The organism is Candidatus Acidianus copahuensis, from assembly GCF_000632495.1.
Lineage (GTDB): Archaea > Thermoproteota > Thermoprotei_A > Sulfolobales > Sulfolobaceae > Acidianus > Acidianus copahuensis.
The window spans coordinates 71247-94643 of record NZ_JFZT01000017.1; the positions used below are offsets into that span (position 1 = coordinate 71247).

Here is a 23397-nt window from a genome sequence, read left to right on the forward strand (position 1 = left end):
TTTCAAGGATTTTCCTAATTTTGATACAGAACAGTTTTTAAGGGCTAAACATAAATTAAAAAATTAAATGACGGAGATTACAGAAGCAAAAAAAGAGTTTGAGAGTGGTAATCTGGGATATGCATTGAAATTGCTTGAGAAAGTTATTACTGTAACCCCCTCAAAAGAAGCTTACTCTTTAATGGGGAAAATCCTTCTTGAGATGGGTAAGGATGATGAAGCTTTAGAGAACTTCAAGAAGGCCGATGATAAGTTAAGCCAGGCTAAAATATTGTCTAATAAGGGTAAATACGAAGAAGCCTTACTTCTTATTGAAGATGAATCGACGGATGAGGCTAAAGTACTCAGGGCTATGATTCTTATGAGATTGGAAAGATATGCGCAAGTGAAATCAGAATTGGACAAGTGCCTTACATACTCTCCACTATTTTATAAGATAAGGGGAATTTCGGAATACTATTTAGGAGAGTACTATGAGGCGTTAAGAGATTTGTCGAGAGCTATAGACGAGTATCCGCTTGATGCAGAACTTTTTTACTATAGAGGTTTGACTAAAATAGCATTGGGTATGGATGTAGAAGGTGAAAATGATATAGATACAGCTATTAATCTCAATCCATACTATGCAGAAGCATATTTTAGTAAGGGTGTATTAAGGGAGAAAAGAGGTAATTTGACTGAAGCTGAAAGCTATTATACAAAGACAATTCAGATTAATCCAAATATAGTGGAAGCGTATGTTAGGAGAGCAAAAGTTTACATGAAGAGCGGAATGGAGGAGGAGGCATTTAACGATATAAAAATAGTTAAGGATTTAAAGAAGCCAAGGATTTCAAGCGCTGGACAACAGTAGCCATGTCTGGCCTTTTTTCTGGAGAGGGATCAGTTAATTCCTTAATAAGTAATTCCAAGTTACCCTTTACTTGAAGTGAATTATAGTATGATAAATATCTTAATCGCGCACTCTCAAGATATACTTTGAAAGGGGAGCCTTTAAGAAAACTTTCTACTGCCTTATCCATATAGCTCACTATTTCGCTAGGGTTAAATGTCCTTCCCTCCAACAGTTTGTAGATAGAAGCTCCAAGGGCATATACATCCATTTTAGGATTCGCTCCTTTCCCAACTAGCATTGCTTCAACTTGTTCTATTGAGCAGTACTCAGGAGTGTATTCCAGAAACCTTTCTCCAATCTTTCTCGATGAACCTAAATCACCAAGCTTGACTATAACTTTTCCAGATACCAGGTTTCTATAGACTTCGTCCCCAAATTTTCCCGGAAAATTTGAGAAAAATATATTCCTAGGTTTAACGTCCAGATGAACATAACCCTCAGCGTGAAGAACTTCAAGGGCTTGAGAGATCTGAAGAGCTATTAACGTGACTATATTTTTCCACTTATCCGATAGAAAAATATTTTGTTGGTTTAGCAGTTCCTCAGCTGTCCCACCTTCCATTAGTTCCATTACAATTGCAGGCGGAGAAGAATAATATAACTGTGTGTTACCGTTTGTTATTGATTTTATATTATTTACATCTATAAACATTCCAAATAGTTTTACCATATTTACTGATTTATCGGATATGTCTTGAAGTCTTGAAGATTCCTTTGACAAGTCTTCAAATGTTGAGAAGCTAGTTCTAGTTGAGTCATTAGTAGAAGAGGAAATTTTAGGTATCTTAATTGCAAATTTCTTGTTTTCCCTTTCTCCTTGTAGGACATACGACGTTCCACCTATTCCTAGAACTTTTGTTATATTATAACCGTAAAGTTGTTTAGAGATCCAAATATCAGGCTTCCAATCATTCATTCTAGGTAAATTCACAGTTTCTTCCTTTGCAACGTTTTTAGTATCTAGAAGCTGTATCAACCTAGTTTCGGCATTTTCCCTTATTATTTTATTTGGATTTTTCGATATTATGAAGCTAGCTAATCTCTTTGCGCTTTCTTTATCTCTTGAAGCTAAAATATCTAAAATCTCCAACACAGTAGTTGGAAATTGAGATGAAGAAATAATGCAGTCCGCTATTACACTCAAATTTTTACAGAACCCAAAGTCTATTTTATACTTGGAACTCAACCATAATGAGACGTCACATCTATGCTCATCTAGCGAATCGCAAAAGATTCTTGTCGGAGTATAACCGAGTTGAGAAAGACTTCTTACATAAAGCGTTGCCTCTCGAAATGTGCCTTCCTTTACTGTATCGTATAGCTTTTTTTCTAACATTCTTGCACTAATTATTCCGCGTGGTGAGGTAACGGAAGATAAAGATAAAAATAAAAATGCTACTGGTATGGATAAGAATTTTGTAACTAATATGAAATTTTGAAATAATATAAGAATAGCAGTTAAGAACGAAATAGATGAAATAAGTATACCAAACTGTGAAGCGTAACTTAAGTCCTTTTTACTTGATCTTAAAAAGTAACCAGTTAATAGAACTATAAAGCTGGAAATCTCTAAGTAAAATACGGGGTTAAAATTAATACTAATGTTTTTGAAACTGAAGCCGTTAACATCGCTAATAAATAAAGGACTTATACTGTGAAATCCAATTAGCAAGGAATATTCTAAAGGGATTAATGAGACTAGGAAAAAAGGTAATGATACATTCTTAAAAGGTAGGAAAAGTTCGGTTTTTCTTGTCCTGGAAGATAGAGTAATGAATCCTACAATACCCATAATTGAGGCAAAAAGCCCATATTCGTTAATTGGATTAGAAAGATTAGATATTAACGAAATATATGGTAATGGAATGGATGAAAAAGATTGAATGTTAATTATGGAATAATTCAATAACGGCATTAAAAATAATGCTGATATAATCCCTGAGGCTATTTTGGACTTTATGTTAGTATGAGTAAAAAAAATTAAAAAAAATACTGAAAATGAAGCTAAATATACTATGTAAAACACAAGAGAGATTGAAGGTGTTGATAAACCTATGATCGAATTAAAGTTACTGCTAAAGGGAAATATAAGAAATGGCACAACATCTATAGCGATTAAAGTACTTATTCCAAAAGCTTTAAGTGAAGGGCTTATACAGAATACTAATGCGTAAGCAAAGAGAGATTCTATCTCAATAAAATTGAGGAAATTAGACTCTGTAATGTTCAATGAGGGGAAAAAATAGGAGTGCAGGAGAAAATATCCTAGAATTACCGCAAGTATACCAGAAAGAGATCTTATTATAATACCAAATTTTCTAGGTATATCGGCATTCATCTCTATTTAAATTTTAATGTTATTTTATAAGTCTTTAGCCCATATGCTTTGTAAGTTAAATTTGGGCTATACACTCTTAGCAATAATTCATTACTGCACCCTGATATCCAGATCCCTTATAATCTTCGATTAATATTTTTCCTAGTCGATTATTTTAGATTAAATAACATAGTTAAAATATTTCCTCCCTTTTGGCAAAAAGGCACTTCATTAGTTTTTCTTCTGGTAAATCTCTCAAACTTTTTCCAAGTTCCTTTAGAATATAATCCCTCTCATCAAACGTTATATTTGTCAATCTAGCTATCCCTCCAATTACAGCCTGATATCCAAAATAAATTGGGACTCCTAACACTTCAAGTTTTTCTCTAATTACTTTTGATCTCATAACCCCACCAATTAGTGAAACTCTACCTCCTGTTGTACTTAATCTTCCAATAATCTTTCTAATGTAATCTGCAGTCTCTTCCATGATTTTTAGCGCTAAATCATCTCCTTCTACAGCTAAAGCGTCAACTCTAGCGGCAAAACTGGCTATTAGTCGTTTATCTTGTTTTTTAGAAAGATACGCTATAGTTTCTCTAAATGGGAGGCCAAAGAACCTTTCAACTTCTTCCGGGAGTTTACTATCTTTTTCTATTCCATCCTTGACTCTTGTAGAATAAGTAATAGCTGTTCTAGCTATCCATGAAGCTGAACCTTCATCACCAAAGAACCATCCCCATCCACCCAGTCTTTTCATTATTCCATTTTTCCTTATGAACCCTACGCTTCCTGTCCCTGGAGCAAAAATTCCACCATCAGAGTAAAGATTGGCAGCCATATATGCTCCTTCTCCATCGTTTATAACTACTGAAAAGGGAAATATTCTTTCAGCTATTTTTTTACCTGTTAGTGTGTCAATATTTGAGTCACCTATTCCAGCTAGAGCAAAAATTGCCTTATCTGGTATTTTTCCCCTAAGGGCCTCGTTTATTGCTTCCTTTAAATTCTCTTCTGCAATCTGTTCTCCTACTGCAGTGAAGTTCGATGATTCTGAAAGTCCTACGCCTAATACCTTAAGATTATTTTCATCAATTAGTAATGCAACAGTCTTTGTAGCTCCACCATCAACTGCGAGTATCATTAGACGTGTTATTTATATCTAATAAATAACTCTTTCACCAAACCGATAAGATTGTCTGTTACCATAATAACATCTTAGGTGCGTTTTAGATTTATGATAGCTAAAACTTGTTTGCCATGATTATTTTCTTTGTTTTAGAAGGATGTGCGTCAAAAATCCTTTACTGGGAGGGATAAATTGATGCAATGTTCTTAGGCTGTAGCGTAGAGATTAAGACAGTAATATTTTGATCTCAACCAAAGGTAAGATCTCTCTCCCAAAAGTAAGAAAGATCAATACTTGTTACCTTAATGTCATAAGCAAAAAAGTGCATAACTATTTTCTTACTCTAGTAATTCAATTTTTATTGAGAACTGGAACCGTGAATTAACGTTGATGGATAGTTCGAGTGCAAACAGGACTATCTACAACGAGAATCAAAGGGCTATCCCAAGGAGATCTTGGAATATACGATTAAACAATGGGTGGTTTTCTCTTAGTTATCGACGAGTATAGTACCCGTGTGTATGATCTAAGAGTGGTTATAGTCTCAAGAAAGTGTTACTGATATGTTTTCAATTTTAATTAATCTTTTTAATTAACTAAAAAAAGAAGAGTTTTTTTAAAATAATTATAAAAATTATAGGTCATTATTTAAGGACTTTTAAGCATTGCAATAATTGAATCTCCTAATGAAGTTAGATCTCCTTTTTGAAAGGTTAAATCCCCATTTTTAAATGTTAGTTCAACCATATTTTTCTCATCAGAGAGAATAAGAATGACTTCGCCCTCGGCGCTCTCTAGCATGGAGTTTTCTATAACCTCTTCTAGTTCACTTTTATTTATCTTTTTCACGAATAAAGTTTTCATCAGATATATTGGTTTTGCGTTGTTATTTACCACGATTTCCCTAGAATTTTCCAAAAGGACACTATTCTCACTCTCCTTATCTGGTATTTTCTTAAAGTTTTCTATATCTTTTGAAAATATATCTTTTCCTCTCTTATAAAAAAGGTCTGCTTGCTTCTTAGCTAATCTTTCAAAAGGTCCTTGATAGAAGAAGATTAACTTTAGTATAGTTTTCCTATTAGTAGGCAATATGATAAATCTTAAGTATGCATTTATTTTAATCAAACCTTTGACTTTCTTAATCAAATATGTGATTTCATCTCTAGTAGTTTGCAAATTTACCTCAAGTTTAATTGTAAATAACCATTTTACATCGAGCTCAAATTCATTGTTTATCTTCTTAAGATCTTTAAAATTTGGAACATATTTCATTAAATTTTTGGGATCTTGTAGGTACTCCTTTATCGTTTCTGGAGAGGCATAAGTTTCGAAATCGTAAGATGTTTCCATAATTATAAAATATATTAGAAGAAATTTAAAACATAATTGTTGGACTTTTACCATCTATGAATAATTAAAATCTAACATATAGGTAAAGTTAATTAACCCACATAAGAAGTTTTTAGATTACTTTTTAAATACTATATTATAGAATATAATTGAGTTATGAAATAGACATGAATTATTTATTTATTGTACTATTTTCTTTTTGTAGTAATTAAAAAATGAATAGAAATAAAATATTCCTAATCTTGGATATTAATTCTACTAAAGACTATCTAAAGAGATCACTTTCTTTGATGTGATGAGAGCACCATATATTAAGTGAGGACTACTCTAACATCAACCGCAAAAGCCCCTTGTTCATTAACGATTAATGGATTTATATCCATTTCTTTAACGTTTAAGTCCACGAGGAGCCTAGATACAGCGACTATAGTCCTTATCAACGAACCTTCATCATATCCTCTTTTTCTAGCCGTTAACATATCATGAACTTTACTGCCCTTAAGCATTTCCAGGGCCTCATCCTCATAAACTGGGGCAATCCCATAACTAACATTTTTCAGAACTTCTACATATATTCCTCCACTACCTACCACAACAGCATGTCCAAATGCAGGATCCTTAATTCCTCCTACAAAAATCTCTAGTCCAGATAGTTGTTGCTGTATCATAACTCTCTTTGATATTTGGCTTAATTGTTTATATACCTCTTTTATGTTCTCTTTTTCGACATTCATGATAACCCCTTTCAGCTCCGTTTTATGAACGGGTTTATCAGTTGAGATTTTCATAACTACCGGATACCCTATGTTGTCTGCAACCTTTTCTGCATCTTCCTCTGATTGAGCAATTCCCCATTTTGGTGTTCTTATTCCATAGATCTCCATCAGTTTTAATGCATCATAATCTGGTAGCTCTGATTTTTCTTTAACTAATTCTATTGCAGAATTTATTGGTTGTGAAACTCTTATCTTTTTCCTAGGGATAGGTCTAGATGTAAGATACTTGATAGCCTTTACAGCGCTTTCAGGAAAATTGAAAGCCGGAATTGAAGCAGACTCTAGAATTCTTAGTGCAGATTCCTCATCTATTCCCATTGTAACGCCGATGATCCCCTTTCCCTTAAAATTTAAAAGTACCTTAGCTACTTCGCTACAACTCACTACCGGAAGAGATTGCACTATAACCAGTTTAGTACAGTCAAGATCTTGAATTATTTTTAAAGCATCGTTATATCTATCTCTTTTAGCGTCTCCAGATAGGTCTAGTGGGTTTTTAGGCAAACTTGTTTGAGGTAGGATCTTGAGAAGATCATCCTTTATTCTAGAGGGCAACTCTATCATGTTTAGGTTAGATCTAGATATCGCATCGGAAGTAAGAACTCCATGACCACCTGAATTAGTTACTACTAAGATATCCTCTTTAATAGGTTCTGATGAGGTTACTAGCCTAGTCAAGTTTAGGAAATCGCTAAGATCGTCAACTAGTATCCCACCTCCAGTTCTGATAGCAGCCTTAAATACATCGTAAGAACCAGCTAAGCTTCCAGTATGAGTTTTAACGGCCTCTGCACCTTTTCCGGTCGTTCCCCCTTTTATGAAAATAACTGGCTTTCTTTGAACTACTTCAGGAAGAGTATCAAGTAATTTTTCCCCGTCCGAAACTCCTTCTAGATATACAAATATCGCTCTTGTTTCTGGATCTCTTGAAAGGTAATCTATGACTTCATATTCTTTTACGTCAGATTGATTGCCCATACTAACTAGGAAGCTAATTCCCGTCCTAGTTCTTTGAGCCCAATCTAGCATATAAGCTCCTATTCCTCCACTTTGAACTACTAGTGCAACCTCCCCTCTAGTTACATTTGCATAAGCAAATGTCCCATTATAGTCTGGAGAGATAAGCCCCATTGTATTTGGTCCCAATATCCTTATGTTTCCCTTTCTAGCTATAGATATTAGTTGTTCCTCAATCTTAGCCCCTTCTTCTCCTACTTCTTTAAATCCTGAAGTTATTACAATTGCTGTCTTAACACCTTTTTTTACCGCATCTTCCATTACCTCTATAACTCCTTGTCTAGGAACTGAAATTATGGCAAGGTCAACAGACCCCGCTATATCGTTTAGTGATTTGTAGGCTGTTAACCCCTCTATGCTATCTGCTTCTTTGTTAACTGGATATATCTTACCTCTGAACGTAGATATTAAATTCCTTACAATAATGTTTCCTATTTTTTCTCTATTTCTTGATGCTCCAATAACCGCTATAGAAGTCGGTCTAAAGAGTGTATCTAAGCTCATAGAGTTATTGTTAAATTATGGATTAAAATATCTTTGTCATGCTATAATATGTTTAGTCCATTAACAATGTTAATACCAACAGTTTATAGTTTTTTAATTTCTAACTATAAAATTATAAAGAAACTTAATTATCTTGTTATGTCAGTGAAAATCGTTGAATTTCCGAACATCTTTTAAACCTTATTGAGTATTATTGGATATGCCATGTAAAGGGATTCATGAAGTTCCAGCTGGGCCAGTAGAGTTCCCAGAGTTAGTTTACTCGTTTGTTATATGTGATGAGAAAACTGTAATGATAGATGCAGGAGTCGCTAATAGTGTAATGGATGTGAGTTTTTTAGACAAAATAGATTATATTGTCTTAACTCATATTCACCTAGATCATATAGGCCTTCTCCCAGACATTATATCTAATTATAAGCCTAAGATCATAATTAAAGAAGGATATACAAAATTCTTGGAGGAACCAAGAAAAATAAACGATGATGCTAGAAAAGTTCTAGGAGACTTGGTTGACATATATGGAGAAGTAAACCCTGTTAAAGGGGAATACTTAGAAGTAAAAGGAGGAGAAAAGATCAAGATTGGCAATAATACAATGGAAATAATATCTACGCCAGGTCACTCTAGACATCACATATCGGTTTTTGTAGACGGTGTTCTATATAGTGGAGACTCAGTAGGTGGAAGATATAACGGTGTTCCTTATGTTACTACCCCTCCACCACTAGATCTTCAAGAATATAGGAGAAGCCTTTCTCTACAGCTTTCATTAAGACCAAGACTAATTGGGCTGTCTCATGGAGGTTTTGTACAATCTAGTCATCTGGAAGAAGTTATGAAAATCCTAGAAAATGGTAAAAAGCCAAAGATAGAAATAGGTGGAATAGCAGAATCTATCCTTGAAAAACATTTAGACATAAACTATACTGAATTAGAGGAAAAAAGAAGGAAGAAAAATTAGATCTCTTTTGTTCTTTCTATTATATCTTCTATTGTATCCGTCCTAAACCCAGAAATGGTAGCAATATAGTGAAATATTAGTATGGCAATAGCAGCAACTAAAATATCCCATGGAAAAGCTATTATTGGCATAGGACCAAGAGATCCGAAATATGACAGAATAAATATCACAAAAATAAATACTAAAAGCCAGTAACTTGCTTTTATCTCTCTCTTAACAGTATCAATCTTTGAATAAATATTTAACATAAGAATATTAAATGCAATTAAAGATCCCATAATTAATAGATAAATTAATAATGCAATATTGTTTGCAGCAGAGAGACCAGACGTTCCTATATCAAAGAAGAATGCAACTGCTAATGTAATTGCCAGGTCTAGTATACCTAACAGATAGCTTATATTTTTCGGCATACCTAGTCTTATTGCATAATATCCAAAAAACAGAGGAAGTCCAAGAAATATCGCAGTAATTACGTAAAATAATGTGGGAAATCCAGCCCAATACACTATTAAGCCCGCTGCTAATGTAGCTAGCGGTGCAATGATTGCAGCACCTTTCACTTTATAGTTTCTTTTTAAATCTGGGGCAGTTCTTCTAAGAGTTGCTAATCCTATACCTCCCATTATATATGTAAATACTGTTGCTAGTGATATGAATCCTACAAGCGACTCCCAAGATGGGAAAGGAAGCATGAACAGTGCTGCAACAATTGTTCCAGCTATCAAGGAAAATATGGGAACTTTTGTTTTCCCTACTTTCAGAAATAGCTCTGGTATGTATCCGTTAGAGGCGAAACCATATAATGTTCGTCCTGCAGTTCCAGTATATATCCAACCAGTTCCACTAGGTGAAATAACGGCATCAATAAGGAGTATTAAACTCCATATGGAGAATAAGGCAAGTATCGGTCCTATAACGCTTGATTTAGTTAGCAACTCGTAGAAAGGTCCTTGAACTAAGTTAGATTCACCAAGTGCCGTCCAATTTCCTGGAATCACAGTTGCATTATTGACTCTCACTATGGCCCAGTTTATTCCCCCAGTGAATGCTACTTGAAGCAATGTATATATAATAATTCCGATTATTAAAGATCCCAATACTGCAAAGGGTATGTCCTTTTTTGGATTCTTTCCCTCACCGCCGTACTCTATTGCCTGTCTAAATCCTAAATAAGAGAAAATTACTCCAGTAACGGGTATGGCAAAAAGGACCGGGGCAAATCCACTGAGTCCAGAGGCGTTCATATTAGCTGATGGGAAGAATCCTCCACCTAGACTAAAGTTTGTAGGGTGAAAATAGAAAGCTAAAAATATTATAACAGTTATTGAAGGTATTACTAATTTCCACCATCCGGCGAAGTGAGTTACTTTTCCCATTATATTAACTCCTATATATTGTAAAAAGAAGAAAAATATCAATAAAAGATACGCCCCAAAAATTCCTAATGGAGTAAGCACGCCATTAGGGTATGTCAATCCTGGAACTAATGCAGCCAAATAGGTTATACTTGCAGTAGCTTCTATTGCCGGTACTGATGCTGCAGATAAGAAATAGTCCCATGTTATAATATAGCCTACTATTCCTCCATGCGTATAGTGAGGATATCTTACGATTCCACCTGTCTTAGGAATTGCTGATGAGATTTCTGCATATGCCAACGCAATAAATATTATTAGAATTCCAGCAATTATCCAAGAAAGTACTCCGGAACCCCCTGCATATGCAGCTGTATATAATGAACCGAAAAGCCAACCAGATCCTATAACTCCTCCTAGTGATAGAAACAGAAGTTCCCATTTTCCTAAGGATCTCCTTAATTGCTTATCTGAAGATTCCCCTAGATCTTTCATTTCTGGTGATCTATCAGCCATATTTAAATCAATTTCATGAAGTATTTAAAAATCTTTCGTTTATCCACACATTATATTTTATCATTGTATATATCTTAGGCAAACTTCTGTATAAAGAGGATAAAGTAAATGATAAATTATTTACTTTTTATAATATCATTGTTTAGATATATATAGAGGATGTAAAATGGATATTTTACAATAAAAAGCTCCATATTTTACGATCCTGCACTTAAAGTGCTCAAATAGATAAGGACCTAATTAAATTGTAAAGTATATAATTTTGAGTATAGAGTTATAAAATAATGATAATATTGTTTTATTTAATTTATCAATATCAATAAATTTTTTGCCTTTCCAAGCTTAAATGGTCTCACAGAGACATCTTCGCGGTAGTTATAGGAGACTAGTCTCAATTTGAACTAGAAAGTTCTAACCTAAAGGTCGTGATATTTCACCATTAGATCGCTCTATTAGACCTAGAGAATTTTCCATAATTGAACACGCAAATCTACAAGTTTCTGGTATTCTTATTATTTGAGCTATTATACAAATAATAAAATAGATTTTCTTAAAAAACTAATTTTCATGAATTAAGCAATTATTTTCTATCATTTTAACGATCGGTTTGTAAGATGGAACAGTAAACCTTAACTAAGAGATTAAGAGAGTATACTCTAATTCTTCATTGTGAGCTATTTTTAATACTTAGTGTCCAGGTTAATATTATGAAAGCAATTGTCGTAAAGCCTGGAACAAAAGGATTTGAGCTTAAGGATTATGATTTAAGGGAAAAACTTGGTGATCATCAGGTCATGATTAAAACATTATATAACGGCATTTGTGGTACAGATCGTGGAATAGTTTCATCTAAACTTAGTTTTTCTAGACCTCAAGACGGATTTTCGGAACTTATTTTAGGACATGAGGCGATTGGTATGGTAAAGGAAGTAGGGGATAATGTTGTATCATTTAGGAAGGGAGATTATGTTGTACCAATAGTAAGACGGGGCTGTGGTGAGTGTCTAAACTGTAAGGTAGGCAGATCGGACTTTTGCGAAACTGGTAAGTTCGTAGAGGCCGGAATAAGGGGAAAAAATGGTTTTATGAGAGAAGAATTTGTTGATGACGAGGCTTACCTAGTTAAAGTTCCTGAGGCCATAAAGGACATAGGAGTACTAACTGAACCATTATCTAATGTAGTAAAAGCAATTGATGAGCTATTTCAAGTCCAAAGAAGAATGATCTGGAACTGTGAAGACGGAGCTTATAGCTGTAGGAACGCTTTTGTTATTGGAACGGGACCAATAGGAATTTTCTTTTCTTTAATGTTGAAGACCTTTGGATTTAATGTTTATTTACTTAATAGAAGAGACCCTTCTCCCAAAGAGGAATATATATCTAGGAAGATTAACGCAACTTTTATAAACACGTCTAAAGGATTAAGCGACCTCCCTAAGGTTGATGTAATAGCGGACACTTCTGGATTTCCATCTGCCTTTATACCTTTATTAAATAAAATGAATAAGAATTCTGCGTTAATACTGTTTGGAACGCAGTCTGGAGACAAGACACAAATAGATGCAGACCTTATAACTTTCTTCGTAGAGAATAATATTGCTTTATTTGGTAGCGTAAATGCAAATAAGCTAGACTTTAAGGAAGCAATAAATTATCTTACAATGTGGAAGGAAAAGTATGGTGACGCACTTAGTTCCATGATAACTACTAGGGTAAAACCAGAAGAAGCATCAAAAATTCTTCTAGAAAAACCCAGTGGTGAAATAAAATCTGTAATTGAATGGTAGTTAATCCTCTTTTTCTTTATCTTCTACTATCTTAGACTTCTTCATTTGAGAATTAACAAATTCCGATATTATATTATCAGTGACTTCACCAATGGTCGCAACTAAATAGTCTCGCGACCACAGTTTACCCCCCATCACTTCTCTTAATTCAGGGAATTTCTTTAGAATAATTCTTGCAGATTTTCCCTTAAAATAATTTGCCATGTAAGAAGGTGCAAGTCTTGGTGGACATGAGACAATTAGATTAATTTTATTCTTTTCTATTTTAAGATCTATTAATTCGCATTCTAGCTCTTTACATATATTCTTTATAACGTCGCTAATATATTCTGAAATGCCCTCGTCTACTATTTCCTTTACCTTATACGTTGTCCAGACAAAATGATAATTACATAAATAAGTGGAGTGTCTACTATTCCTTAGTCTCATTATACTTTAGAGTGTTCTAAAAATTAAATATTCAACTGTTTACTATGAATTTTAATATAGTGTAGTTCTCTATCTAAACTATAGTGAGTGAGTAACACTTTTTAGTATAATATAAGTATACTTATATGGTTTGAGATGTCACAGGAATTCCAAGAGGGGCAACAGAATCTAGAGGAGAAAGTTGATTATAATTTAAGGTATTATAAATATCTTTATAAAAAAAGTGTAAGCGAACCAGCAAAATTTTGGGAAGAATATGCATCCAGCCTAATTTCATGGTTTAAGCCTTGGGAGCAGACAATAACGCAAGACGACCTGATCACTAAATGGTTTGTAGGAGGTAAGCTCAATGCATCTTTTAACGCTGTAGATAGGCATACAAGAGGAAACGCTAAGTTTAAGGCTGCAATAGTTTGGGAAAGCGAAAGAGGAGAGAGAAGGACAGTCACATATCAAGACTTATTTTATGAAGTGAATAAATGGGCTAATGCGTTAAAGGAATTAGGTATAACAAAAAATGATAGAGTAACAATTTATATGCCATTAACCCCAGAGGGGATTTTCGCTATGTTAGCTTGTGCAAGGATAGGAGCAATCCACAGTGTTGTATTTGCAGGTTTTGGATCTCAAGCCTTAGCTGACAGGATTGAGGATGCGGGGTCAAAACTTGTAATAACCGCTGACGCTTATATGAGAAGGGGAAAAGTAGTAGATCTCAAAAAGACAGTAGATGAGTCATTGGACATTTTAGGGAGTAGATCACCTGTATCACATGTCCTTATCTTTAGGAGGCTAGGAGTAGAGGTTCCAGTAAGAGAAGGGAGAGACGTTTTCCTGGAAGAAGTTGGGAAGTTTAAGTATATTGAGCCAGTGGAAGTGGAATCAAGCCATCCTCTATTCATTCTATATACTTCTGGTACTACTGGAAAGCCAAAAGGAATAGTACACTCTACAGGAGGATATATAACTGGAACTTCATTAATGCTGCTTTGGAGCTATGGTTTATCCCAAGAGAATGATGTATTATTCAATACATCAGATATAGGCTGGATTGTTGGGCACTCATATATCACATATGCTCCTCTTGTTATGGGAAGGACAATAGTCATTTACGAGAGTGCTCCAGACTATCCGTATCCCGATAAGTGGGCTGAAATTATAGAGAGATACAGAGCGACCACTTTTGGAACTTCTGCAACAGCTCTTCGGTATTTTATGAAATATGGGGACGATTACGTCAAGTCTCATGATTTATCCTCATTAAGAATAATTGTGACTAATGGAGAAGTCTTAAACTATGCTCCATGGAAGTGGGGATTGGAAGTTATTGGTGAAGGTAAGGTGTTTATGTCTCATCAATGGTGGCAAACAGAAACTGGTGCTCCTAACCTTGGATATATTCCTGGCCTGGTATACTTACCCATGAAGTCTGGCCCCGCTTCAGGATTCCCACTACCAGGGAATATAATAGAAGTTCTTGACGATAATGGAAATTTAGCTAAGCCAAAAGAAAGAGGATACTTAGTTATGAGACCGCCATTTCCTCCAAATATGATGATGGGAATGTGGAATGATGTAAACAGCGAAAGACTGAAGAAGACATATTTCGGAAAGTTTGCCGGCTTATACTATCCAGGGGACTATGCAATGATCGATGAAGATGGATACATATTCGTGTTGGGGAGGGCTGATGAAACAATCAAGGTAGCCGCTCATAGAATTGGAGCTGGAGAAGTGGAATCTGCAATAACCTCCTATCCTTCAGTCGCTGAAGCTGCAGTTATAGGTGTTCCAGATCCGATAAAAGGAGAAGAAGTTCACGCATTTGTTGTATTGAAACAAGGATATCAACAATCTGATGCTATGGCTAAGGAAATTCAATCTCACGTTAAAAAGATAATGGGGTCAATAGTTTCACCACAGATTCATTTTGTTGAGAAGTTACCTAAAACAAGATCTGGAAAGATAATGAGGAGAGTAATTAGAGCCGTTTTAACAGGCTCGAATACGGGCGATATTTCAACAATGGAAGATGAGGCATCTATGGATGAGATAAAGAAGGCAGTAGATGAGTTAAAGAAGGAGTTAAAGAGCTAGTAAATTTCCTTATATAAATATTGCTATATTGAACAAAATGATTTCCGTTTATAACTGAAAACTTCGCCTTTTAAGGCTAGGATGATAAAGTAGGATTAACAAAGTACTAACCTAGCCTACACTTCTAGGGCTTGTCCAAGTCGGAGTTACGCGAAAAGTGGGATTCCTCACAGAGGACTTTGCTTGTTAAATCTGTGGTTTCATTCAGACCTTAATTTAGTTGGTTCTCTTAACGTTTTTCCCCGCTGGGAGTCACCTTAGTGCATGTGGAGTTACCCATCTACCTTGGTTGAAACCAAGGCTAGGATTAACGATGAGGCAGGAACCTCACACTTCAGCGCATGTAGTTCACATTTACTTCTCTTGTAACCTTCAGGGTATAAACATCTTTAGGAAAAGGTTGAGAAAATGCTATGCAAGGAATTGAGGGCAAGCTCCCTATATTTTTCTTTGAAATCTGTTAGGTCATAACTACACTTTCTCTTGATGTAAGTTCTACGTTAATTATCCTTAGTATATATTCATGGAGAGGAATAGAGTTTTCCTCAGATACAACAATATCGTTAACTGTTTCTACTTCAGTCACTTTCCACTCTCTGCCTTTGAATTTAACTACAATAAGGGCTCTTCCCTTTAATGGGAACATGGTAATAAAATCAATTATTTTCTTTATCTGTAATTCTTTTACTTTTACTTTTTTCTCCCAGGTACTCTTTACTTCAATTGAAAGAAGGTTTTTTCCATATATTGCGAATACATCAGGTAAAGGATTTGATGAAGAATTAGATGTAGGAATTCTAACAGATTTAAATCCATAATTTCTAAGAATATTTACAAGTTCTCTCTCTGCCCTTCTCCCTATGTCTTTATTCATAGATTTTTGTTACTTAGATTATATTATTTAAGATAGATTGCGCTTTGTCTATAGGACACTCTGCTCTTTTAATCTGGGCGTCCTACTTTATATCAAACTGTTGCTATGCTAAGGTAAAGGAAGTCAGCTCCCACAAGATCTAAGGAGTTCCCCCTTGGTGCTATAAAGAAATATAGGGAGACTGTCTCCTATTAACTATTGACAAGAGGAACACTCCCATATTTGTAGCAAGGATCTGACTTAGAATGCCTTTGAAAGCAGTTTCGCTTAAACTGTTTACATATTTTATTATATTCCTCCTTTTCAAAATGCCCATATTTTAAAAACACAATATTAACTTGTCCCCGATGTGGGTAAGGTATACCCAAAGAAGAGACTGTAAAAGAGTAAGGGAGGAACTAAGGATGTGCGGTTTCCCACAGCTTCGATGGTGTAGGTTGGATTAGCCCGCTAATGAATCATGACGATGATCTTTGTTCAGAACGTGGTGAAGTCTAAGAGTTCTAGGGCAATAAGTGTCCGTAAAACCCAAACCCCAATTTTATTACTACAAAGCAATAAGGGACATCAATAGATCTTCTGGAATTAGAGATTAAACATAAAAAAAGTTCAACGAAAAAGGCAAGAATAGATCAGAACAAGTCTGAGGATCATCTATTTTTACTCAACTTTAATATCTGACTGGATACGGTTCATCAGATCTATCCAATCATACATTATTTTATGTATTGACTGGAGTAACTTTATCTATTAACCTCATCCTCGGTTGATAATCCAAAAAGATTGCTGTGTTGCTTTTAACTTAATGTAATTATTTTATCACATATACTAATTATATCTTCGTCATGTGTAGCTATTATAATTCCTCTCTTTTCCTCTCTGAGTAACTTTATCATCTTCACAAAGGAAACTAAGGCTTCTCCATCCATTCCTACGCTTGGTTCATCTAATGCAATAACCCTTTTCTTAGACGCATATGCAGCGGCTATTAAAACTCTCATCTTCTGTCCATAGCTAAGGGTATATGGGCTTCTTTCAGCCAAATCTCTGATTCCGAAAAGATCTAATACTCCTCTATCCTTTACCTCTTCCAGAACTGTAGGGAAAAAGAACTGTAGATCTGGATTTTGGAACACAACATACACTTTACCTACTAACTTCCTTAACGTAGTTGTCTTGCCTACGCCGTTTCTTCCTACAAGACAGAATACCTCTCCTTCTCTAACTCTTATATTCGTCTTTTCGGTATTGATGTTAATTATTTCCTCTCCTAACTTACTTTCTTCCCTTTGTATCGGGAATCCTCGTAGACCTTCCTTCTTGAGAAAATCAAAGTCAGTAAGTTTTTCTTTGCCCTCTTCTCGTATTTCTCCATCTGATATTATATAGATTCTATCTACTATATCTCGAAGTTCCTTTGTCCTATGTTCAGCAATTATAGATCTCTTAGGAATTACTTCTTTAACTTCTTTTACCGCCATCTGATCAAGGTTAGCGAATGGCTCATCTAAGAGTACATATTTGGGACAAGATGCTAGAATGGTAGCTATAGAAAATCTTCGCTTGAATCCATCGGATAATTTAAAGAAGTTCTTATCATAATAATCACCCATTATTTTCTTAGCTATCTCCTCATTTACCTCATGAAATCTACGAATGATTTTTATTTCTTCCTTAACTGTCTCACCAAGGATCTGAGAGTACGGTTCTTGTAAAACAATAGAGACCTTTGAATAATCTGCTTTGGCACAGAAGTTTGAGCTGTCTATTTCTACTGTATTATCAGATTCACACAATATCGAACGCAGTATTGTGGTTTTTCCACTTCCATTTTTACCTAGTAGACCAACTATCTCTCCTTCTTCTACCTCTATCCTACCAGAGGGAATTTTAGCAGTAATGACAAGCAAATTATGAGAACCCCCAAAACAATTAAAATTGAATCAGATATATTGGGCTTTAATTTTCTTTGCCAAGAGTACTTTCCAAATAGCTTAACAGTGTATGCTACGTAAAGGTTTTCTGCCACTTTTACCATTTCAACGAGAATTGGTCTACTAAGCTTTAAAACGTTGAATCGTATACCTCTTGATCTCGCGTAGAATGCCACTTCGGTAGAAAGAGAGTAAAAGTACGGATAATAAGAAAGAGCAATAACTACAGGTACCCCCTTTTCACCTAAAAGATCGAGGATAGTTGACTTGTCTACCATTGAAGAAACTATAAAGTAAAGATTAATGTATGTTAGAGCTCTAACAGTAAAAACGTAGAGGTAGGGTTTTCCAGCGTAGATAAGTAGGATCATAGATATTGTGGCTATGATAACCTCTGTAATTATCATTGTCTTCCTTCTCAGAAGGACTATGGTCAAAATCATTGCATAAATTCCCAGAGATATGTACGTTGATAAAACTATAAAAATAGAAAAAATCATAGAATATAAAAAAGATGTTTTCATTTCTTTTCACTTTCATTATTTTCTTTCATACTAAACGAGCTTTTATTTTCTTTTTTAGGATTTTCTTCTTTTTTTTCTCCTACATCTTTTATTACTCCTGATTTAATTAAGTAGGAACCAAGATAATACGATATACCACCCATTATTGTACTTTCTACTAAATAAATCCCGGAAAATGCAGAGAGGAGAATAACAAATGTGGAGAATGGAAGTGCCTTGGGAGGTATAAATAAAACTCCAAAAACGACGCTAAAAATACCTGCTAAACTCCCAGCTAGGATCGTGTTTATCATCACGGCCTTAAAACTCCTATATCCAATCAACCTTGAAACAAGTTCAACTACTATTCCTGCTATCATAAATGTAGGGACTAGAAATATGAGTCCGGAGACAAGATATAGTAATGCACTTATAAGTAGTATTAGAAGAGGCCCGTTTTTCTTATTTATTGCTTGTACGCCTATTGAAATAATTATTAGAGGAATTGTTAATGTAACAATTGGATCAGTGAAAACGCTTATAGCGTAAGCAGCAAATGCTAGTGCTAATCCGGCAGCCACTGCATAGGATGCGACAGAGAAAATTACAGCATAGATTATTGTTCTTCTACTCATAAGACTCTATAGTAAAACCCAAAAAATAAAGAGTTCTAGAATTTAGTCATTAAGGAAGCAAAAAGAATTTATTAAAGACAATATAATAATTTATCTTCTGAAATCAATGGAAAGTTACGTCTGAGAGCCTTGCAATTTATTGGATTTTTAGCAGGTAGTTTTAAGAGTATCCTTATCTAACATTTATATTATTATTTCGTTTTTTAAGGATATTATAATTATAGCTTAAGTGAAACTACTATCAACAGTAACAAAAAATCAATAATAATTAAATAGATTCCTTATAAATACGTTAAAATCTCTCTTAATTAGTAATTCCTTAGTAGTTAACTTTCTTCTACTCTGAAAGTCATTAGATATCCTACGTAGGCCAAGAAAGAGAAGAAAACCATTATTATAATAAAATTTATTATTTTAATTAAATATGAGGATAAATCTGTTCCAAATATATTTATTTTTAGATTCATGAAAAATATTTCAAATGACATTATTATAATTATTATAGAAAACAGTATTAGTGCTATGCCGATTACCTTATACTTTAGCATTTAGGACATCCCTTACAGCCATTCTTACTGAATCATTAGAAGAATATTTTGGTATCCAACCTAATGAGTTTAGCTTTGAGCAATCGAGTAACATAAATCTTACATCACCTGGCCATCCTCTTCCTTCTCCCGTATCTATATAAACATGCTTCGGTTTAACTGCCATTTCTTCCTCTATTATATTAGCTATTTCATTTACAGTAGTCCAATCATTATTACCTACGTTAAAGACTTCATATTTTCCTTTGAATTTTATTACTGTGTCTACGGCGTTTAAAAGGTCTGTAATATATAAGTAACTTTTTCTCTGTTTTCCATTACCTAATATTTCAAGAGTTTCAGGATTTTTTTTAAGCTTCTTAATAAAATCAATAACAACTCCATGAGACACTCTACCTCCAGTTATATTTGCTAACCTTAATGACACAGAATTTATATTATAGACATTAGAATAATAATGAGTCATTTCTTCGCCAATTAGTTTGAATAACCCGTAGTTAGAAATTGGAGAAAGTTGAGTATTCTCTGGTGTTGGTATCTTAGCTTCTCCGTAAACTGTGGATGATGAAAAAAATATGAATTTATTGGCATCGTACTTTCTTGCCATTTCTAGTACATTTAATGTAATTTTTACATCTCTATCAAAGTGATCTTCTAAGTCTTGCATAGAGGTTCTTACATCTGGGTTTGCAGCTAGATGGAGAATTGTTGAATTCTTAGGTATTTCTGGGATTTCTCTTCTTAAATCTGCTCTTATTACTCTTGACTTTTGATTGATATATTTTCCATAGCTAAAATCGTCTATAGATAATACATCTTCTCCTATTTCTACAAAATGATCTATGACATGTCCACCAATATATCCTGCTCCTCCTGTAACGATCATTACCATTAAGAAGTAAATAACACGAAAAGATATAATGAGATTTTCTATAGCATAAATTAACGCTAAGGTTTCTCTTCTTATGGAACGAATTAGTTAGTTCAAACTTTAGAAAATATTATACTAGAAATTGTTAATTATCCTTATAATATTAATTTTATGTACTTAGTACACTAAAAGAGATATAAAAACATGGAAAATATTACCGAAGATATTCGGGGGAGAGTTCTTTTACTAAAGAAATAAATTAAAGCTGGTGAGTGGATGGGAATAGATCCAAACTTTAGAACGTCTAAACAGGTTGTAGGGGAACATGAAGGACATAAGGTCTATGGTCCAGTAGAACCACCGAAAGTTCTTGGCATACACGGAACTATTGTTGGTGTAGATTTTGACCTATGTATAGCGGACGGTTCATGCATAACTGCATGTCCAGTTAATGTATTTCAATGGTATGATACACCTGGACATCCAGCTTCAGAGAAGAAGGCTGATCCAATAAATGAACAGGCATGTATATTCTGTATGGCATGTGTTAACGTATGCCCAGTAGCATGTATAGACGTTAAGCCTCCATAATCTTTTTAATATTAAAATTTTTTAAATCCGTATATTTTTAATGGACAAGTTTATCTCAATTAATCTCTTGTTCTCTTATAATTATAAGGAAGTGTGGCGGGCCCGCCGGGATTCGGACCCGGGACCTATGGGTGGCTTCCTATATGCACGGACTGCAGTTAAAAGCCCACCGCTCTTCCTGGCTGAGCTACGGGCCCACAACAAATACATTCTGCATCATTTAAAAAAATTTTCTGAAATAACTCATTAAGTTCTTCCTATTCTTCTAGTTAGACGAAACGAATAAAAATACGCTATTGAAGATGGTCTCCCATAATACTGCTATCTTGCACATAAGTAAATTAGTGTACGAATTCCTAATCTAGGAATATATATTTTGCTTTGTTAGATATAAGATATGGGTTATAGGTCAAGGATTTATGTATTAAGGAAAAGACCTTTCTTCTATAGATATACCTTTTTGGTAAGTAGAAAGTATCTTCTTAAACGTGTCAAGAGTAATATTAAAGGAAGATAAGATTTAGAGCAGAACGTATATTATACTCTTAATCTTAAATTGAAAAAGTCCAATATTTTATTGATGTTAAAAGAAATTTTGGGGGATTATGAACCAAAGGGAAAAATGGTACAGCAAGTTGGAAGGTTTATATTTGCTGGGCTTGATGATCCTCTTCACATAACTACCGTATCTGGTCTAGCTATCTATGGAATAGGAAAGATGATAGAAAGAAGAAGTAATTATGGAATTAGAAGAGCCAAAGTTGATCTAGAGTTAATTAGAAGAGATTTTTCTCAAAATATAAGAGAAATAATGTCCCTAAAGCTTTGAATGTAATTTAAGCAGATTTTGTCCGTATTAAAAGATCAGTCCATATTCATAAAGCATTTATTTATTTTTTGATCATTTTTTCTGTGCTAGATGAAATCCTATTGGCAATAAGTGCACTAGTATCGTCATGGAGTGTATATAATTCGTTCCTTGCTATAGTAGGCGTAAGATGGAATGAGCAGGAATACAAAACTACCTCAGGCCATTCTTTTTCTATTGTTGTTCCTGCTAAGAATGAAGGAAAAGTACTTGGTCGTCTTTTAGACAGGCTTGAGAACCAGGAGTACGACAGATCTAAATATGAAGTTCTCGTAGTTGAAGATGGATCTAAGGATGATACACTAAACGTTTGTAAGTCATATGAATCAAAGTATGATAATGTGAGATGCATTCATCTTGAACCGTCAAGGGTAGTCAATGGAAAGAGTAGAGCTCTAAATCAAGCAATTAGATTAGCTAAAGGGGAAATAATAGGTATTTTTGATGCTGATACTGTACCAAGATTAGATACTTTATCGTATGTCTCTACAAAGTTTATGAATAATAAGGTTGCTGGGGTTCAAGGTAAATTGGTACCAATAAATATAAGGGAAAGTGTAATGGCAAGATTTGCATCTCTTGAAGAGTTGTTTTATGAGTACTCGATAGCTGGCAGGGCTAAATTAGGCTTTTTTGTACCCTTAGAGGGAACTTGTACTTTTGTAAGGCGTTCAGTTTTAGATGAGTTAGGAGGTTGGAATGAAAACTCTTTAACAGAAGATCTAGATCTAAGTCTAAAGATAGTATCCTCTGGGTATATAATTACTTATTCTCCTTCAGTTTCTGTCTGGCGTGAAGTGCCGGTATCGCTGAAGGCTTTAGTTAAGCAGAGGCTCAGATGGTATAGAGGACATTTTGAGGTAACGTTAAAGGTAAAAAAATTAGGCATGAATTGGGCTTTTATAGATGCTATGTTGATTGTGGCTACTCCTATATTTATGGCCTTGAATCTTGTAAATTATTCTTTAGCATTAGTTTATCCATCTCAGTTCTATTTTGTTGTAATAAGTCTAATATCGCTCGCATCTTTTTTATCTTTATTATTAGGAATAATGATATCCAGAAGACATATGATCGAACTATTTTATCCAATTTTATCTTTAATTTATATGAATATGGTAGTCGTCTTAAACGTTATAGCAATATTTTTAGAAATGTTAAGATTTCCAAGAACTTGGGTAAAGACTGATAGAACTGGAAACGTTACGGTAAGGATTAACGATCGTTAGTTTTTTACTAAAAATCAGGATTTTTTTCCTTAAAAGAGGAAAATAATAATTTCTACATTACAACAGAAAGCCTCGCTCTTTATGTTTGTCCCTGGAGGTATTGAGAATATAATTACTACGTCTTTTCAATTATCTGTCCAAGGTTTAAAGAGATAGAATTAGTGAAGTGTAGATAGAATATCATATTTAAGATAACAGTTAT

General features: G+C 34.3%; 19 protein-coding genes and 1 tRNA gene. 7 read left to right on the plus strand and 13 right to left on the minus strand.

What is annotated here, in order from left to right:
* Positions 1-67: 67 nt before the first annotated feature.
* Entirely contained in the window at positions 68-853 is a 786-nt protein-coding gene (locus CM19_RS02080; protein ID WP_048098790.1) for a tetratricopeptide repeat protein, read from the plus strand.
* On the opposite strand, the gene CM19_RS12480 is transcribed toward CM19_RS02080, so the two are convergent.
* The 4 genes from CM19_RS12480 to CM19_RS02100 form a co-directional block, all read right to left on the minus strand.
* Positions 807-3233: a protein kinase domain-containing protein gene (locus CM19_RS12480; protein ID WP_052349414.1), complete on the minus strand. Its 2427-nt coding sequence runs from the start codon at positions 3231-3233 to the stop codon at positions 807-809. The two genes, CM19_RS02080 and CM19_RS12480, sit on opposite strands and share 47 nt — an antisense overlap.
* Positions 3234-3405: 172 nt before the next feature.
* On the minus strand, positions 3406-4356 hold the full coding sequence (locus tag CM19_RS02090) for a BadF/BadG/BcrA/BcrD ATPase family protein (RefSeq protein ID WP_048098791.1): 951 nt from the start codon (positions 4354-4356) through the stop codon (positions 3406-3408).
* A 633-nt stretch (positions 4357-4989) separates the two neighbouring features.
* On the minus strand, positions 4990-5694 hold the full coding sequence (locus CM19_RS02095; RefSeq protein WP_048098877.1) for an SRPBCC domain-containing protein: 705 nt from the start codon (positions 5692-5694) through the stop codon (positions 4990-4992).
* Between the two features lie 311 nt (positions 5695-6005).
* A complete protein-coding gene (locus CM19_RS02100; RefSeq protein ID WP_048098792.1) occupies positions 6006-7991 on the minus strand; it encodes an acetate--CoA ligase family protein in 1986 nt (661 codons plus the stop codon).
* Between the two features lie 199 nt (positions 7992-8190).
* On the opposite strand from CM19_RS02100, the gene CM19_RS02105 reads away from it, so the two are divergent.
* Positions 8191-8955, plus strand: coding sequence for an MBL fold metallo-hydrolase (locus tag CM19_RS02105; protein ID WP_048098793.1), 765 nt, complete (start codon positions 8191-8193; stop codon positions 8953-8955).
* Here CM19_RS02105 and CM19_RS02110 read toward each other — a convergent pair.
* Positions 8952-10829, minus strand: coding sequence for an APC family permease (locus CM19_RS02110; RefSeq protein ID WP_048098794.1), 1878 nt, complete (start codon positions 10827-10829; stop codon positions 8952-8954). The genes CM19_RS02105 and CM19_RS02110 overlap by 4 nt on opposite strands.
* Positions 10830-11536: 707 nt before the next feature.
* On the opposite strand from CM19_RS02110, the gene CM19_RS02115 reads away from it, so the two are divergent.
* A complete protein-coding gene (locus CM19_RS02115; protein ID WP_048098795.1) occupies positions 11537-12616 on the plus strand; it encodes a glucose 1-dehydrogenase in 1080 nt (359 codons plus the stop codon).
* Here CM19_RS02115 and tnpA read toward each other — a convergent pair whose 3' ends face one another.
* A complete protein-coding gene (gene tnpA / locus CM19_RS02120) occupies positions 12617-13045 on the minus strand; it encodes an IS200/IS605 family transposase (protein WP_048098796.1) in 429 nt (142 codons plus the stop codon). It abuts the gene before it with no gap.
* A 135-nt stretch (positions 13046-13180) separates the two neighbouring features.
* Here tnpA and acs point away from each other — a divergent pair, with 135 nt between their 5' ends.
* Positions 13181-15142, plus strand: a complete 1962-nt coding sequence (gene acs, locus CM19_RS02125) for an acetate--CoA ligase (RefSeq protein WP_048098797.1) — start codon at positions 13181-13183, stop codon at positions 15140-15142.
* Positions 15143-15602: 460 nt separating this feature from the next.
* Here acs and hjc read toward each other — a convergent pair whose 3' ends face one another.
* The 6 genes from hjc to CM19_RS02155 all read right to left on the minus strand — a co-directional run bounded on the left by hjc (position 15603) and on the right by CM19_RS02155 (position 20528).
* A complete protein-coding gene (gene hjc, locus CM19_RS02130; RefSeq protein WP_048098798.1) occupies positions 15603-16016 on the minus strand; it encodes a Holliday junction resolvase Hjc in 414 nt (137 codons plus the stop codon).
* Between the two features lie 797 nt (positions 16017-16813).
* The gene (locus CM19_RS02135; protein WP_048098799.1) at positions 16814-17926 is read right to left on the minus strand and encodes an ATP-binding cassette domain-containing protein; all 1113 of its coding nucleotides are present in this window, start codon (positions 17924-17926) and stop codon (positions 16814-16816) included.
* Positions 17887-18474, minus strand: coding sequence for a hypothetical protein (locus CM19_RS02140; protein WP_048098800.1), 588 nt, complete (start codon positions 18472-18474; stop codon positions 17887-17889). The genes CM19_RS02135 and CM19_RS02140 overlap by 40 nt, the downstream gene beginning before the upstream one ends.
* Entirely contained in the window at positions 18471-19088 is a 618-nt protein-coding gene (locus CM19_RS02145; RefSeq protein WP_235185599.1) for a hypothetical protein, read from the minus strand. The genes CM19_RS02140 and CM19_RS02145 overlap by 4 nt, the downstream gene beginning before the upstream one ends.
* A 326-nt stretch (positions 19089-19414) precedes the next feature.
* Positions 19415-19636, minus strand: a complete 222-nt coding sequence (locus CM19_RS02150; RefSeq protein ID WP_048098801.1) for a hypothetical protein — start codon at positions 19634-19636, stop codon at positions 19415-19417.
* Positions 19623-20528, minus strand: a complete 906-nt coding sequence (locus CM19_RS02155) for an NAD-dependent epimerase/dehydratase family protein (RefSeq protein WP_048098802.1) — start codon at positions 20526-20528, stop codon at positions 19623-19625. Before CM19_RS02155 ends, CM19_RS02150 begins: the two co-directional genes overlap by 14 nt.
* A gap of 255 nt (positions 20529-20783) precedes the next feature.
* Between CM19_RS02155 and CM19_RS02160 the strand changes: the two genes are divergently transcribed.
* On the plus strand, positions 20784-21098 hold the full coding sequence (locus CM19_RS02160; RefSeq protein WP_048098803.1) for a 4Fe-4S dicluster domain-containing protein: 315 nt from the start codon (positions 20784-20786) through the stop codon (positions 21096-21098).
* A gap of 94 nt (positions 21099-21192) precedes the next feature.
* Here CM19_RS02160 and CM19_RS02165 read toward each other — a convergent pair.
* Positions 21193-21295 (minus strand) — tRNA-Lys (locus CM19_RS02165).
* 383 nt (positions 21296-21678) lie between these two features.
* Here CM19_RS02165 and CM19_RS02170 point away from each other — a divergent pair.
* Together CM19_RS02170 and CM19_RS02175 are read left to right on the plus strand one after the other, a co-directional pair.
* Entirely contained in the window at positions 21679-21927 is a 249-nt protein-coding gene (locus CM19_RS02170; protein ID WP_048098804.1) for a hypothetical protein, read from the plus strand.
* Between the two features lie 83 nt (positions 21928-22010).
* Positions 22011-23195 (plus strand): glycosyltransferase family 2 protein, encoded by a 1185-nt coding sequence (locus CM19_RS02175; RefSeq protein ID WP_048098805.1) that lies wholly within the window; start codon positions 22011-22013, stop codon positions 23193-23195.
* Positions 23196-23397: the final 202 nt, after the last annotated feature.

Excerpts from the sequence above, each read along its gene's own strand:
- CM19_RS02080 (WP_048098790.1), top strand. The coding sequence starts at position 68 with ATGACGGAGATTACAGAAGCAAAAAAAGAGTTTGAGAGTGGTAATCTG.
- CM19_RS12480 (WP_052349414.1), bottom strand. The coding sequence starts at position 3,233 with ATGAATGCCGATATACCTAGAAAATTTGGTATTATAATAAGATCTCTT.
- CM19_RS02090 (WP_048098791.1), bottom strand. The coding sequence starts at position 4,356 with ATGATACTCGCAGTTGATGGTGGAGCTACAAAGACTGTTGCATTACTA.
- CM19_RS02095 (WP_048098877.1), bottom strand. The coding sequence starts at position 5,694 with ATGGAAACATCTTACGATTTCGAAACTTATGCCTCTCCAGAAACGATA.
- CM19_RS02100 (WP_048098792.1), bottom strand. The coding sequence starts at position 7,991 with ATGAGCTTAGATACACTCTTTAGACCGACTTCTATAGCGGTTATTGGA.
- CM19_RS02105 (WP_048098793.1), top strand. The coding sequence starts at position 8,191 with ATGCCATGTAAAGGGATTCATGAAGTTCCAGCTGGGCCAGTAGAGTTC.
- CM19_RS02110 (WP_048098794.1), bottom strand. The coding sequence starts at position 10,829 with ATGGCTGATAGATCACCAGAAATGAAAGATCTAGGGGAATCTTCAGAT.
- CM19_RS02115 (WP_048098795.1), top strand. The coding sequence starts at position 11,537 with ATGAAAGCAATTGTCGTAAAGCCTGGAACAAAAGGATTTGAGCTTAAG.
- tnpA (WP_048098796.1), bottom strand. The coding sequence starts at position 13,045 with ATGAGACTAAGGAATAGTAGACACTCCACTTATTTATGTAATTATCAT.
- acs (WP_048098797.1), top strand. The coding sequence starts at position 13,181 with ATGTCACAGGAATTCCAAGAGGGGCAACAGAATCTAGAGGAGAAAGTT.
- hjc (WP_048098798.1), bottom strand. The coding sequence starts at position 16,016 with ATGAATAAAGACATAGGGAGAAGGGCAGAGAGAGAACTTGTAAATATT.
- CM19_RS02140 (WP_048098800.1), bottom strand. The coding sequence starts at position 18,474 with ATGAAAACATCTTTTTTATATTCTATGATTTTTTCTATTTTTATAGTT.
- CM19_RS02145 (WP_235185599.1), bottom strand. The coding sequence starts at position 19,088 with ATGAGTAGAAGAACAATAATCTATGCTGTAATTTTCTCTGTCGCATCC.
- CM19_RS02150 (WP_048098801.1), bottom strand. The coding sequence starts at position 19,636 with ATGCTAAAGTATAAGGTAATCGGCATAGCACTAATACTGTTTTCTATA.
- CM19_RS02155 (WP_048098802.1), bottom strand. The coding sequence starts at position 20,528 with ATGGTAATGATCGTTACAGGAGGAGCAGGATATATTGGTGGACATGTC.
- CM19_RS02160 (WP_048098803.1), top strand. The coding sequence starts at position 20,784 with ATGGGAATAGATCCAAACTTTAGAACGTCTAAACAGGTTGTAGGGGAA.
- CM19_RS02170 (WP_048098804.1), top strand. The coding sequence starts at position 21,679 with ATGTTAAAAGAAATTTTGGGGGATTATGAACCAAAGGGAAAAATGGTA.